This window comes from Fodinicola feengrottensis (assembly GCF_010993775.1).
In the GTDB taxonomy this organism is placed as follows: domain Bacteria; phylum Actinomycetota; class Actinomycetes; order Mycobacteriales; family HKI-0501; genus Fodinicola; species Fodinicola feengrottensis.
On record NZ_WOTO01000011.1, the window covers coordinates 1 to 13,657 of the forward strand.

The following is a 13,657-nucleotide window of genomic DNA, read 5'->3' on the forward strand; positions in this document are numbered from 1 at the left end:
CGTACTAGCCCAGATCCGGCGCCGATGGGTCGCGTAACTGCGAGAATCTGCTCGTGGATTCGTGCCAGCTGCCCTCGCGGACCTCGTGGTACCGGCTCGGCCGGCCTTAGCGTGATCTTGGTCGAGCCGAACGGAGACGCGCATGCCCCACCCGTACCCGCCACGCCCGTACCCACCCCAGCCGTACCCTCCCAACCCGTATCCACAGCAGGCGTACCCACCGCGGCAGTACGCGCCCGGTCCCTATCAGGCACCGCCGTACGCGCCGCCGCCAGCGCCCCGCCGGCGAAATGGCTTCGTCCGGTTCTGCCGGTTCCTGCTGTGGATGATCCTGTGGACAGTCGCCCTCGGGGCCGCCGCGGTCGGCAGCTATCTGGGTGTCATGTACGCACTCGGCTAATTGGCTTGCTCGACTGGCGTAACTGGCCAAGGGTTACTGATCATGAGGACAGTGACCAAAGGCTTTGCGGATGTTCCCGGCGGATACCTCTATTACCAACAACACGGGCAGGGCCAAGACGTCCTGCTGCTTAACGCTGGCCTCACCGACCTGCGCATGTGGGACACGACGGTGGCCTGGCTCGCGGACATCGCTCGGGTGACCACCTTCGACTACCGCGACACCGGCCTGTCGGCGCAGTCCGACGGGCCTTTTAGCGAACTCGATGACATCGCGGCCGTACTGGACGCCGTCGGCGTCTCCCGCGCCACGCTTGTCGGCGTGTCCGACGGCGGCCGGCAAGCGCTGGCCTTCGCCCATCAGCATCCCGACGGGTGGCCAAGGTCTGTGCGGTGGGTGCCTCCTTCGGCGAGTTCCCCGACCCGACCGCGGCCGAGGCCGCCGCCCGGGAAAAGATGCGAGCCCACTTCGCCAAGGTGGAGGAGCTGCTGCGTACCGAGGGCACCCGCGCCGCCGCGACCTGGGATGTCGATGGCTGGTGCCCGGCCCTCAACCCCGACGACCGGCGCCGGCTGATCGGTTGGGCCGTCGCCAACGACCCATTTTGCTGATGGAGACGGCCCACGGCATGGAGCTCGACCCGCCGGTCAAGACCCGGTTCGCCGAGATCGTCCCGCCGATCGCCGTCTTCACCGGCGGCCGGGACTTCGACGGCACCCAACTGTGGGCGAGGCGGCTCGCGGACCAGGCCAAGGAAGCCACTCTGCTGGTCGTACCCGAAGCCGACCACTCGCCGATATTCTCGGTTCCGGAGCGCTTCGAGCGTTTCCTACGCGACGCCCTCGCCGCGTAACGCACGTCAGGAGGCATCCTCGATGGCCGACAGACCCGAGGTGCCGCCGCTGCGCCAGTTGCTGGGGGAGGACACCCCCAGCAACTGGGGGAAGTGGGGCCCGGCCGACGAGCTGGGTTCGCTGAACTACCTGGACGCGGCGCAGGTCCTGCGTGGGGTCCAGCACGTACACACCGGGGAGACCTTCACCCTGCAGATCCAGATGGGCTATCCGAAGCCGCCCGGCGACCCGCTGTGGCCCGGCCGTACGCCCATCGAACGCAAGAACGTGGTCGACGAGAGCTCCTGGACGCGCGGCGAGGCGCGCCAGATTCCCGGCGGCATGCACTACGCCGACGACACCGCCTTCCTTTATCTCCAGGGCTCCACGCAATACGACGCGCTCGGCCACGTCTGGTATGACGGGAAAATCTGGAACGGCTACGACGCCGAGAACACCGTCGGCGGGATGAAGAAGGCATCCGTCCTGCCGATTGGGGAGAAGGGCGTGGTCGGCCGCGGGGTGCTCATCGACATCGCCCGGCACCGCGACAAGGACGTACTGGATAAGGGCGAGACCTTCGACCACCAAGACCTGCTCGCCGCCGCCGAAAGCCAGGGCGTCACGATCGAGCCGCGCGACATCCTGCTGATCCGGACTGGCTGGATCGGCTGGTGGTATCGGACCACGCCAAAGGAGTTCTTCCACCACTACTGCGAGCCGGGCCTCACCTACTCCCGGGAGCTGGTCGAGTGGTTCCAGCGGATGGAGATCCCGAACCTGGTCACCGACACCATCGGCAACGAGGTCAGCGCCGAGCCGGCCACCGGGGTCGCCCTGCCGCTGCACAGCGCCCTGATGCGCAACCTCGGTGTCGCCTTCACCGAGATCTGCTGGCTGGACGACCTGGCCGCGGCCTGCGCTGCGGACAGTCGGTGGACCTTCCTCTACACCGCGGCCCCACTGAAAGTCGTCGAAGGCACCGGCGCCCCGGTCAACCCCGTCGTCATCCGCTAGCCCGCGGCCCCGGCTGGCTGCTCGGTCAGTCGGTCGGGTGACTGGCTGCACAATCGGAATCCGATTGTCACCACCCCGGAGTTCACCCAGGTCAGCCTGCCACCGCTGGCACAATCGGATTCCGATTGTGCAGCCGTCGCTTCATGAAGCGCGCGCTTATCTCGCACGCGCGTTTACTTACGTAATGAAAACCCGCCACCCACCCCCCGCCCTTCTGAAAGGGCGGGGGCTCAAAATTTCACGTCGGTACGACAGTTTCGCGCCGCACCCTATGGAGAACCGCCAATCGGATTCCGATTGTGCGGGCCAGGGGCGGGTTAGCGGCGGCGGCTGACGCCGAAGACGGAGCGCATGATTTCGCGGCCGGCCGAAGAGGCGGCGGAGCGCATGAAGCTCTTGACCGCTGGGGAGCCAAGGAAGTCCGTCACCGCCCCCATCCCCGCCCCCCACCCGCGCCGCTGCTGGCCGGGGCCGGCCGTGGGGCGTGGGGCGCGGTAATGGGCTGCTGGGCTGCCTCGGCTCGCTGGGTGGCCGCGCCTTGGGCGGTCTTGGCCATCAGCTTCTCGTACGCCGACTCCCGGTCAATGGCCTGCCCGTATTTGCCCTGCAGCGGCGACCCGGACACCGTGCTGTCCAGTACGGCCGGCTCGGCCGGGCCCATAAAGGACTGCGGTGCGGGCAGCCGGGTCCAGGCCACCGGGGTCGGCGCGCCACGCTCGGACAGCACCGTGACCACCGCCTCGCCGATGCCGAGCCGCCGTGAGTACTTCCTCCAGGTCGTAGCCGGACTTGGGAAAGGTGGAGACGGTGGCCTTGAGCGCCTTGGCGTCCTCCGGCGTGTACGCGCGCAGGGCGTGCTGAACGCGGTTGCCCAGCTGCGCCAACACGTCCGACGGCACATCTTTTGGCGTCTGGGTGACGAAGAAGATGCCGACGCCCTTTGACCGGATCAGCCGGACGGTCTGGGTGATCGCGGTCAGGAAGTCCTTGGAGGCGTCCTTGAAAAGCAGGTGGGCCTCGTCGAAGAAGAAGACCAACTTCGGCTTGTCCACGTCGCCCACCTCTGGAAGGTCCGCGAACAGGTCGGCGAGGAACCACATCAGGAAGGTGGAGAACAGCGCCGGCTTGTCCTGGATGCTGGCCAGCTCCAGCACGCTGATGATCCCGCGACCGTCCGTGGCCGTACGAAGAAAGTCGTGGGTGTCGAACTCCGGCTCGCCAAAGAAGTCCTGCGCGCCGGAGTCGGCGAAGCCGATCAGCTCCCGAAGGATCACCCCAGCGGTGGCCTTGCTCAGCCCGCCCAGCTCCTTGAGCTGCTCAGCGCCCTCATCGGAGGTCAGGAACTGGATAACCGCGCGCAGGTCCTTCAAGTCCAACAGCGGCAGGCCGTGCTGGTCGGCGAAATGGAAGACCAGTCCGAGCGACGACTCCTGCACGTCGTTCAGACCCAGGACCTTGGACAGCAGGGTCGGACCGAAGGCCGTGACGGTCGCCCGTACGGGCACGCCCTTGCCGAGTCCGCCGAGCGCCAGGAACTCGGTTGGGTAACCAGTCGCCGTCCAGGTCTGCCCGACTTCGGTCGCCCGGGACCGCGTCCGGTCCGAATCGGCGCCGGGCGCCACTACCCCGGACAAGTCGCCCTTCACGTCGGCCAGAAAGACCGGAACACCGTTCGCGGACAGCTGTTCGGCCATCATCTGCAGCGTCTTGGTCTTGCCGGTGCCGGTCGCGCCGGCCACCAGGCCGTGCCGATTCACCATCGACAGCGGGATCCGCACCTTCGCGGCTGGCACGGCGGCACCGTCATCGCCGACCAACGCACCCAGCTCAATCGCTTCGCCAGCGAACGCGTACCCCTTCTGGACCCTGTCCGCGAGGTCGCCCTGAGAAGTCTTGCTCTGGTCCGCCATGAATGCGCTCCCCCCACCCGAACCCAAAAGGACGCTGGGAGCGTACCGAGCCTTCCGCGAACAGGCACCACGGTGAACACATGTATGCCGCGAATAATTGTTAGTGATCGAGCGCACAGAAAGAAACCGACCCGAACGGGCGGACATATTAGGGCAAATAAAATAATGCGACACGGCCACCCTGTAACAGATCTCACTTGGCCTGCGAATACGATCACGATGACCCCAAGATGCTTGAGGTCAAAGTGCACAACCCGTGCACGCACCTGGGAGACGGCACGCCGAGTCCTGTCCCCGCCGCCCAGGTGAAAGTACGAGCATTGGATGAATCGGACAGGAGGGGGGAACCAACAAAGTTTCTCCGGAGTGATCCGGCGACAGTCGGAAAAACTCCTTGGGGTGAAGCCATCTAACGATGGCCGGGACGCCTTCCCTCCCGAACCCGACAGCTCACTTCGTAGGCGTGCCGGAAGGAACGCTCTTGCGTACGGTGCGATCTCACCGCCGTAGTCTCCCGCGTCCGCTGAAGAACAAGTGGCTCACCGCCTCTCTGGGTGTCGCCGCCGCCGGTCTGATGGCCGTTGGTGTGGTGGCAGCGCCCTCGGTGTTCGCGGCCGACCAGGCCAAAGTGATGGTCTGGAAGTACAACACCCCGTCGACCACCTCGCCAGGTTCGCTGGTCAACCTCGAGGGCTTCATCAAGACGCCGGAGGGCCAGCCGATCCCCAACGTGACAGCCACGCTGTCCCGTACCGAGGCTGACGGGCACTACCACGCCCTTCTCAGCGGCACCACGAACAGCCAGGGTGTTGTCACGTTCCAGCTGTACCCGGGCAACTCGGCCTACTGGATCCTCAGTTACGCCGGCGGCACGGTCAGCAGCGGCGGCGGGCAGCCCGCCACCCGGCGCGGCCACCACCAAGGCGGCCCCGAACAAGCCCGCACAGAACACGCCGGCCAACCCGAAGCCCGCTGACTCGGCATCCCCGAGCACCCCGGCCGAGTCGTCCGGCACCCCGTCGACCGATTCCGGCACGAATGGCAACGACGCCAACGGGAATGGCTCGACCAGCACCAACAACGGCAATGGCGCGGCCGGCGACAACAGCCGGCCGCCTACACGCAGCCGGTCAGCAACACCAAGCAGGTGAGCAACAACGCTGACGCCACCCCCCCGCCAGCCGCTCCCGCCGGGACCAGCCGGACCTTCGCTTCCAGCGTCTCGCCGGCCGTCGCGGTCTACGTTCAGGACAAGGGCCAGATGGTCGTCTCCACGGCCGCCCAGTACCGCGGTCGGCCGTACCAGTACGGTGCGGCGGGGCCCAACTCGTTCGACTGCTCAGGTTTCACCAAGTTCATCTACGCGAAGTTCGGTAAGTCACTTCCGCACAGCGCGACCAGCCAGGCCGGCTATGGCTCGTCGGTCAGCCGGAGTTCGATGAAGCCGGGCGACCTGATGCTGTTCGGCCGACCGGGCTCGTACTACCACGCCGCGATTTACGCTGGGGGGGGCAACATGTGGGACGCGCCGACCTCCGGTCAGACGGTGGGAAGCCACCGGATCTGGAGCAATGACTACACGGTTCGCCGCCTGGTCTCCTGAATCACAGCGATCGGCTGCCAACCGATCGCAGCTCTGGAACGTCTCATGAGGGGGCACGATCCCGGTTGGGGATCGTGCCCCTGTTACGTATGACCGATGACGTCCGATCAACAGACGTACAGGGAATGAATCCGTGTCAAGACGAGCGAGTGCTGGCAGCGAAGTGCGATCATGGGTCCCGGAACAGTCGAGCCGCTCCGAACCGGAGCAGCCGGCCGAGTCCGATGAAAGGTCCCCAGCGTCGCGGGCCCCGGCCGATCAGGGAGGGCCAGTGGAGGGGGAAGGCCCACGGGGGGCGACTGTCGCCGCGCTGGCGGCTGGACAGGTGCTCGCCGGGCGTTACCGGCTGGACAAGCACCTGGAAGATTCCACCACCGGGCGCGCACTCTGGCGCGCTACCGACCTGCTGCTCGCCCGCGGCGTGGCGGTCGAGGTCCAAGCCACCGTCGGCACCGACTCTGAACAGCTGCTTTCCACCGCCATGGCGATCTCCCGGATCCGCCATCCAGGCGTGGTGGCGATCTATGACGCGGTGGAGGAGAGCGACCGGGCGTACGTGGTCCGCGAGTGGGCCGCCGGCAGCCCGTTGCGAGGCCTCCTCAAGAACGGCCCGCTGGACACCCACCAGGCCGTCACACTGGCTCGCAGCGCCGCCGAAGGCCTCGCCGCCCTGCACGCGGCCGGCGCCGCCCACGGCAACCTGACGCCCAGCACGGTCATCGTCAACGGCAACTTCGAGTGCACCCTCACCGACCTCACGATGGCGCCGCCCAGCACCGCCGGCGAGGACGTCACCGCCGAGCCGGCGGCGGACGTACGAGCCGTCGGCGCGCTGCTCTATGCCGCGCTGACCGCCCGGTGGCCGTCCGCGAACGGCTCGACGCCCGAAGGGGTCACCCCAGCCGCCCGGATAGACGGCCGGCTGTGCACACCTCGGCAGGTGCGGGCCGGCATCCCGGCCCGGCTGGACGCGCTCGCCATGCAGCTGCTGGACCCGGACCAGCCGGCGCCGGCCGCGCAGGACCTCGCCACCGAACTGAACCAGGTCGAGTACGCGCAGGAGATGCGGCCGCTGGATGGTCTCACCGGCCAGCTGGCGCCGCTCACCGAACCACTGAACCGGCTGCGCGAGTCCCGGATCCGGCGGATGCCGCTGTGGGCCAAGCTCAGCATCCCGATTGGCGTGATGCTGGTCGTCCTCGCGGTGCTCGCCGTGCTGGTCGCGCGCGTACCGATGGCGCAGTCGCGCCCAACACCACGCCGGCCTCCAGCACCGCGAACGGCCCGTCCAGACCGCTGACCGCGGTGCGGCCGACCGATGCCACCATCATCGATCCGCAGGGCGACCACACCGAGCTGGCCGGCGCCGGCAAGACGATCGACGGCAGCCGCGACAGCGCTTGGCGGACCGCGACCTACAAGGGCAGCCCTGACTTCGGCGGCCTGAAGAAGGGCATGGGCGTACGGGTGGACCTGGGCCATCCGGTCGCGGTCCGGCAGGTGCTGGCCAACCTCAGCAGCGCAGGTGCCACCGTGTCTCTCTACGGCGGCAACAACCCGGACGATCTGCAGTCCGGCACCGCGATCCAGACCGTCACCGACTCGCCCGGCCCCAACGTCACGTTCGCCGTCACCTCCGGTCAGCAGTATCGGTATCTGCTGATCTGGATCACCAAGCTGCCGCCGTACGAGAACGGTTTCGGGATCGGGGTCGACGAGATTGTCCCGAAGGTCTGAGGCCGGCGGGTGACCGCCGATCCGACGGCCGTCACACCCAGCGACATCGATCTGCTGAGCGCGCACGCGGCCGGTGACAAGACCGCGTTCTCCACGCTCCTGAGCCGGCATCAGGACCGGATGTGGGCGATCGCGCTGCGGACCACCGCCAACCGCGAGGATGCCGCCGACGCACTACAGGACGCGTGCCTGTCCGCCTTCCGGGCTGCCGCGTCCTTCCGCGGGGACGCCGCGGTCACCACCTGGCTGCACCGGATTGTGGTGAACGCCAGCCTGGACCGGCTCCGCCGCAAGGCCGCTCGCCCGGCCGTACCACTGGACGACACGAAGGTCGACCCACCGGATCCGGCCGACCAGGTGGATGCGCTGACCACCCGGCTGACGATCCGGGAGGCGCTGGCCGCGCTGCCACTCGAGCAGCGGGCCGCGTTGGTGCTGGTGGACCTGGAGGGACTGCCCGTCGACCAGGCCGCCGACATCCTGAAGATCCCGGCTGGCACGGTGAAGAGCCGGTGCGCCCGCGGCCGAGCCCGGCTCGCCGTCCTCCTGGACCAGCTCAGACCGAGTGCATCCGATCACGGCCGGAACGGTTCGACCGCGAGGCGCGTCCCATCGAAGAACGACGACACCAGCGACGTGGCAGGAGGGGGCAAGCATGGCTGACGAACGCCCGGCCGATCCTGCCCTCAGCGGCCCCGACCTGGCCGAATCCGTCGACATCGAACTGCTCGGCGAGTACGCGGAAGGCCTGCTCGACGGCACCGCCCAGGCGCAGCGGGTCGCCGACCGGCTGACCAGTGACCCGCGCTGGCAGGTCGCGTACGAGTCGCTGCCCGCGGCCACCGCCACAGTGCGTACGCAGTTGGCCAACCTGGGCAACGAGCTCGCCGGCGGTACGAGCGCGCGGAGCCGGTGCCGACGGACGTACTGGCCCGCATTGAGGCCGCGCTCGCCGAGCAACCCGCCGCGGATCTCGAGACAGATCTCCAGACGCAGTCGCTCCCCGACGAAGGCGAGCCCCCCACCCGGCTAGAAGTCGCCCGGGAACGGCGCAAGGGCCGGTTCGCCGTGCTGCTGGCCGCCGCCGCGGTGGTCGCCATCGTGGTGGTCGGCGGTGGGGTGGTCGTCCAGCAACTGGTCCCGGTCGCGCTGCCCAAGAACATGTCCGCCACCGGGTCCGGCGACAGCCGCCCCAACGGTGGCGCTGGCACCTCGAAGCAGCCGCAGAGCGCACCGAAACCGCTGGCTGCCGGCCGCGTGCAAGTGGTCGCCTCCGGCCGCGACTGGACCGACGAACAGCTGCCCACCCTGGGCCGAACCGCGGCGAGCGGCACGGCCGACACTGGCCGGTCCCATGCGGACCAGGCCAAGGCTGCCCCCGAGCCGCTGCCTCGGTTCGCCAATCCAGCGGTCCTGCAGGCCTGCCTGGAGGCACTGGGACGGCTGGGAGGCGGCGAGCCGACCTATGTCGACCTGGCGCTGTTCGACGGTGGCCCGGCGGTGCCTCGCGGTGCTGTCGAACGGTTCGACCCAGAAGGTGGTCGCGGTCACTTCTGACTGCGGGGACTATTCGACTGTCACCACCATTTACGGGCCGGTCGCGGCCAGCTGAACCCACCGGCGCGACCGTACGAACGGTGGAGGCGCAGGTCACGTACGCGTCGGAATGTCTGGCCCTACCATGACGTTCACTGGGTAGGTCACGAAGGCATGGTCCACAGCCGAGGAGAACTGGTGAGCGAACGTCGAACAGTCATCATCGTGGGGTCCGGCCCGGCCGGCTACACGGCGGCGATATACACCGCTCGCGCGAACCTCTCACCGCTGGTGATCGAGGGCGCGAACTACGGTGGCGCGCTGATGACGACCACCGAGGTGGAGAACTTCCCGGGCTACCCGGAGGGTGTCCAGGGGCCGGACATGATGGAGCAGCTGCGCCAGCAGGCGGAGCGGTTCGGCGCGGAGTTCATCTCCGACGACGCCTCTTCGGTCGACCTGTCCGGTGATCTCAAGAAGGTCACCGTGGGCGACCAGACGTACGAAGCGCCGGCAGTCATCCTCGCCACCGTTCGTTCGGCTTGGCGTCCACTGGGTGTGCGGGGGGAGCAGGAGTTCCTCGGCCGTGGCGTGTCGTCATGTGCGACCTGCGACGGGTTCTTCTTCAAGGGCCAGAACATCGCCGTGATCGGGGGTGGCGACTCCGCGATGGAGGAGGCCACCTTCCTGACCCGGTTCGCCGAGACCGTGACCATCGTGCACCGCAGGGACGAGTTCCGGGCCAGCAAGATCATGGCCGACCGGGCGCTCGGGAACGACAAGATCAAGGTCAAGTGGAACTCGGCGGTCTCCGAGGTGCTGGGCACCGATGGCAAGGTCAGTGCCCTGAAGCTGACCGACACGGTCACCGGTGCGGAGTCCACGCTGGATGTGACCGGTGTGTTCATCGCGATCGGTCACGACCCGCGCAGCGAGCTCTACCGCGGCCAGGTCGACCTGGACGAGAACGGCTATGTGCTGGTCGACTCGCCGAGCACCCGTACGAACCTGACCGGCGTCTTCGCGGCCGGCGACCTGGTGGACCACACGTACCAGCAGGCGATCACTGCGGCCGGCTCCGGTTGTGTGGCGGCGCTGGACGCCGAGCGCTTCCTGGAGGGCCTGAGTGACTCCGAGGAGCCACTGGGCGCCACCTGGGGCCCGACTCGCGAAGTGCCGGTCACCGCGCAGTCTTAAGCAGCAAAGACATAAAACTCGCAGCGCGACTCTTAGAAGGAGATATCGACATGGGCGCGAACACCACCGCCGTCACAGACCAGAACTGGAACACCGAGGTGCTCGGCAGCGACAAGCTGGTGCTGGTCGACTTCTGGGCCGAATGGTGCGGTCCGTGCCGCAAGGTCGCCCCGATCCTGGATGAGATCGCCGCCGAGCTGGGCGACAAGATCACCATCGCCAAGCTAAACGTCGACGAGAACCCGAACACCGCCCGTGACTACGGCGTGATGTCGATCCCGATGCTGACGATCTTCAAGGACGGCCAGGCCGTGCAGACCGCCATTGGCCTGCGGCCCAAGTCCGAGATCATGAAGCTGATCAACGCCGCTCTCTAGTAGGCCGCCGCAACGCCCCGTTCCTCGTGTCACCAGCGGGGACCGGGGCGTTGCGTGTATTCGTACGGGAATCAAAAAGGCTGGTAAAGCGGGTACTGAAAACCCTCCGGCGGCGTAGATTTCCTTCGGTCGTACGAGCGAAGGAAACCCGAGGAGTGACCTGTGCCCGCTGAGCCCACCAGCGCCCCCGACAAGACTGGCAGTCGTACCGTCAGCCGCCGCCGCCTGCTGGCCGGCTTCGGCGGATCGGCCGCGGCCATCCTGACCGCCGCCGGCATGTCGCCGCCGCGCGGAGGCCGCGCAGGCGGCGCCCCAGCCGACCGACGCGAGCCTGCACAACCAGACGGCGCAGCTCACCCTGCTGGGCACCACCGACCTGCACGCGCACGTCTTCAACTGGGGACTACTACAACAACCGCGAGTACGACGACGCCGCGCACAACGACCAGGGCATCGCCAAGGTCGCCACCCTGGTGGCCGCGCTGCGCGCAAGCAGCGCGGCCGTCGCAACGTCCTGCTGCTGGACGCCGGCGACACCATCCAGGGCACCCCGCTGGGCACGTACTACGCGAAGACCAAGCCGATCAGCCGGACCAGGATCCATCCGATGGCGACCGCCATGAACGCGATGGAGTACGACGCGTCGGCGCTGGGCAACCACGAGTTCAACTACGGCATCGACCTGCTGCGGACCTTCCAGAAGCAGCTCCGGTTCCCGCTGCTGGGCGCCAACGCCCTGGACTGGAAGACCAAGCAGCAGGTCTTCCCGCCGTACACGGTCAAGACGATGTGGCCGAGCGGGTCGTTCTTCCCGGTCCGGGTCGGCATTCTCGGCCTGACCAACCCGGGCGTGGCGATCTGGGACAAGGCCAACGTCGAGAACAAGATGCATTTCGACGGCGTGGTCGAACAGGCCAGGATCTGGGTGCCGCGGCTGCGCCGGATCAGTGACGTCGTGGTGGTCCTGACCCACTCCGGTGCCGACACCTCCTCTTCGTACGGCGACGCGCTGCCGTATCCAGAGAACGCCTCCACGCTGATGGCCCAGCAGGTGCCGGGCATCGACGCGGTGCTGGTCGGGCACGCGCACGTGGAGATCGACGACCGGTTCGTCACCAACGAGGCCACCGGCAAGCAGGTGCTGCTCACCGAGCCGCTGTGCTTCGGCCAGCGCCTGTCCGTGATCGAGCTGAACCTGAAGCACTCGCTGCTGCACGGCTGGCAGGTCAGCGGCGCCGACTCGCACGTACTGAACAGCAACACCGCGCCCGAGGACGAGCACATCAAGAAGCTGCTCACCGCGGACCACCAGGCCGTGGTGGACTACGTGAACGCCCCGGTCGCCACCTGCACGGTCGCGATGTCCTGCGCCACCGCCCGCTACCAGGACGCCGCCTGCATCGACTTCATCAACTACGTCCAGGCCGATGCGGTGAAGGCCGCGCTGGCCGGTACGCCGAACCTGCCGGTGCTCTCGATCGCGGCGCCTTTCAACCGCGGCGCGGCGATCCCGGCCGGCCAGGTCAGTGTCCGAGACGTGGCCGGGCTTTACATCTACGACAACACGCTGCTCGCGGTGCAGCTCACCGGCGCCCAGGTCAAGGACTACCTGGAGAAGTCCGTCGAGTATTTCCAGCAGGTCACTGGCGTCGGCCCGTACACCGCGGACCAGGTCACCAACGCCAAGACCACGGCCGCGCCGACCGGTACGCCGGACTACAACTACGACATCATCTCCGGTCTGGATGCCCCCCTCGCGTACGACATCGACATTACGCAGCCGGTCGGCAAGCGGATCGTCGACCTGTCGTACGCCGGCAAGCCGATCGACCCGGCCGGGCAGTTCGTAGTGGCGGTGAACAAACTACCGGCAGTCCGGCGGTGGCGGCTTCCCGCACATCAACACAGCTCCGGTGCTCTACAACCGGCAGATCGACATCCGTCAGCTGCTGATCGACTGGGCGACCGCGCAGAAGGTCATCGACCCGACCAAGTTCGCGTCCGTCGACTGGAAGCTGGTCGCCAACGGCCAGCCGGTGCAGATCACCGGCTGACCGGGCCGTTCAGCATCCAGCGGTGCCCGAAGGGGTCGATGATCACCGCGATCCGGCCGTACGGGTTGTCACCCGGCGGCCGCTCGACGGTGGCACCGGCCCCTTCGGCGCGGCTGGTCAGCTCGTCCACATCGGACACCGTGAGGTGCAGCGAGAACGGCCGCCCGGGGAGCTTGTCCGGGGGCTGACCAGGCCGAGGTCCGGATACTCGTCGGCGATCATCAGGCCGGCGCCACCGATGGTCATCTCAGCGTGCCCGACTCGATGGTCCGGCCCCACCAACGGCTCACCGCGCCGCTGGGCACCGAACACGTCCGCGTACCAGTCCATCGCGGCCCGCGCGTCCCGCACGGCGATGTAAGGGGTCAGCAGAGACATATCTTCTCCAGTCTGTCTGGCCAGCAGCAGCCGCTCGAGCCGGCCCCGCAGCTGAGCCGCAAAGGCCGGATCGGGATCGACCGGGCCGGCTGGGTCACGGAGGGCGTCCAGCGGGTCGGTACTCATCGGGTGCCCTCCTTTCCTTCGTAGGCGCTGCGGAAAGCGCGCTTCGCCCTGGTCAGCAGCGCTTCAGTTGCATGTGTCGTGCGATCCAGACAGCTGCCGACCTCAGCCACCGACAACCCATCCAGATAGCGGAGAGTGAGCACCGCACGATGTGGGTAGGACAGCGTCGCGAGGACCTGGTGCGCGACCGTGATGTCGAGCTGTACGTCCCACGGATCGCACCCTGGGTCATGGTCGGCGAGTGGCTCAACACGCTGCCGGTCCCGCCCAACCGCCCGCCAGTGGTCGACGAGTTTGTGCCGCGCCCCCCCCGATCAGCCAGCCCACCGTGAGCGGGGCGGATCGGGCTTGCGGCAGGCCGCGACCGCCGCGAGGAACGCCTCGGCGGTCACCTCCTCGGCCACCGCCGCACTTCCGCTCCGGGCCAGCAAATAGCCGTACACCCGCGGCAACGCCTCGTCGTACAGCCCCAACAACCGCATCGCGGGA

Annotated in this window: 14 protein-coding genes, 3 pseudogenes and 1 riboswitch; of the genes and pseudogenes, 13 read left to right on the forward strand and 4 right to left on the reverse strand. The window is 67.8% G+C overall.

Annotated elements, in window-relative coordinates; all coding sequences use genetic code 11:
* The first annotated feature begins 142 nt into the window (after positions 1-142).
* The 4 genes from GNX96_RS12190 to GNX96_RS12205 are packed head-to-tail and all read left to right on the forward strand — an operon-like array spanning position 143 to position 2,250.
* Entirely contained in the window at positions 143-400 is a 258-nt protein-coding gene (locus tag GNX96_RS12190; protein ID WP_163568180.1) for a hypothetical protein, read from the forward strand.
* Positions 401-442: 42 nt separating this feature from the next.
* Entirely contained in the window at positions 443-976 is a 534-nt protein-coding gene (locus GNX96_RS12195) for an alpha/beta fold hydrolase (protein ID WP_279580120.1), read from the forward strand.
* A gap of 34 nt (positions 977-1,010) precedes the next feature.
* Complete coding sequence (locus GNX96_RS12200) at positions 1,011-1,253, forward strand: alpha/beta fold hydrolase (protein WP_279580121.1); 243 nt, start codon at positions 1,011-1,013, stop codon at positions 1,251-1,253.
* Between the two features lie 22 nt (positions 1,254-1,275).
* Positions 1,276-2,250 carry a cyclase family protein gene (locus tag GNX96_RS12205; protein ID WP_163568183.1) on the forward strand — a complete coding sequence of 325 codons (975 nt, stop codon included), beginning with the start codon at positions 1,276-1,278 and terminating at the stop codon, positions 2,248-2,250.
* A gap of 317 nt (positions 2,251-2,567) precedes the next feature.
* On the opposite strand, the pseudogene GNX96_RS12210 reads toward GNX96_RS12205, so the two are convergent.
* Positions 2,568-4,160 (reverse strand): annotated as a pseudogene (locus GNX96_RS12210) (helicase HerA-like domain-containing protein).
* Positions 4,161-4,472: 312 nt separating this feature from the next.
* Positions 4,473-4,638, forward strand: a riboswitch (cyclic di-AMP (ydaO/yuaA leader).
* 96 nt (positions 4,639-4,734) lie between these two features.
* On the opposite strand from GNX96_RS12210, the gene GNX96_RS12215 reads away from it, so the two are divergent.
* The 9 genes and pseudogenes from GNX96_RS12215 to GNX96_RS12255 all read left to right on the forward strand — a co-directional run.
* Complete coding sequence (locus GNX96_RS12215) at positions 4,735-5,136, forward strand: peptidase associated/transthyretin-like domain-containing protein (RefSeq protein ID WP_279580122.1); 402 nt, start codon at positions 4,735-4,737, stop codon at positions 5,134-5,136.
* A gap of 171 nt (positions 5,137-5,307) precedes the next feature.
* Positions 5,308-5,763 carry a C40 family peptidase gene (locus GNX96_RS12220; protein WP_163568185.1) on the forward strand — a complete coding sequence of 152 codons (456 nt, stop codon included), beginning with the start codon at positions 5,308-5,310 and terminating at the stop codon, positions 5,761-5,763.
* A 271-nt stretch (positions 5,764-6,034) separates the two neighbouring features.
* Positions 6,035-7,063: a protein kinase gene (locus GNX96_RS12225; RefSeq protein WP_279580123.1), complete on the forward strand. Its 1,029-nt coding sequence runs from the start codon at positions 6,035-6,037 to the stop codon at positions 7,061-7,063.
* 5 nt (positions 7,064-7,068) lie between these two features.
* Complete coding sequence (locus tag GNX96_RS12230; protein WP_163568187.1) at positions 7,069-7,500, forward strand: hypothetical protein; 432 nt, start codon at positions 7,069-7,071, stop codon at positions 7,498-7,500.
* A 9-nt stretch (positions 7,501-7,509) separates the two neighbouring features.
* A complete protein-coding gene (gene sigM / locus GNX96_RS12235) occupies positions 7,510-8,163 on the forward strand; it encodes an RNA polymerase sigma factor SigM (RefSeq protein WP_163568188.1) in 654 nt (217 codons plus the stop codon).
* A gap of 249 nt (positions 8,164-8,412) precedes the next feature.
* Complete coding sequence (locus GNX96_RS12240; RefSeq protein WP_163568189.1) at positions 8,413-9,057, forward strand: hypothetical protein; 645 nt, start codon at positions 8,413-8,415, stop codon at positions 9,055-9,057.
* 177 nt (positions 9,058-9,234) lie between these two features.
* On the forward strand, positions 9,235-10,233 hold the full coding sequence (trxB, locus tag GNX96_RS12245; protein WP_390623985.1) for a thioredoxin-disulfide reductase: 999 nt from the start codon (positions 9,235-9,237) through the stop codon (positions 10,231-10,233).
* A gap of 50 nt (positions 10,234-10,283) precedes the next feature.
* Positions 10,284-10,610 carry a thioredoxin gene (gene trxA / locus GNX96_RS12250; RefSeq protein WP_163568191.1) on the forward strand — a complete coding sequence of 109 codons (327 nt, stop codon included), beginning with the start codon at positions 10,284-10,286 and terminating at the stop codon, positions 10,608-10,610.
* A gap of 376 nt (positions 10,611-10,986) precedes the next feature.
* Positions 10,987-12,462 (forward strand): annotated as a pseudogene (locus GNX96_RS12255) (bifunctional metallophosphatase/5'-nucleotidase); the annotation flags it as partial.
* Between the two features lie 191 nt (positions 12,463-12,653).
* Here GNX96_RS12255 and GNX96_RS63260 read toward each other — a convergent pair.
* The 3 genes and pseudogenes from GNX96_RS63260 to GNX96_RS12270 form a co-directional block, all read right to left on the reverse strand.
* Complete coding sequence (locus tag GNX96_RS63260; protein WP_163568192.1) at positions 12,654-12,803, reverse strand: VOC family protein; 150 nt, start codon at positions 12,801-12,803, stop codon at positions 12,654-12,656.
* Positions 12,782-13,168: a VOC family protein gene (locus GNX96_RS12265; protein WP_163568193.1), complete on the reverse strand. Its 387-nt coding sequence runs from the start codon at positions 13,166-13,168 to the stop codon at positions 12,782-12,784. The genes GNX96_RS63260 and GNX96_RS12265 overlap by 22 nt, the downstream gene beginning before the upstream one ends.
* A pseudogene (locus GNX96_RS12270) lies at positions 13,165-13,650 on the reverse strand (RNA polymerase sigma factor). The gene GNX96_RS12265 and the pseudogene GNX96_RS12270 overlap by 4 nt, the downstream one beginning before the upstream one ends.
* Positions 13,651-13,657: the final 7 nt, after the last annotated feature.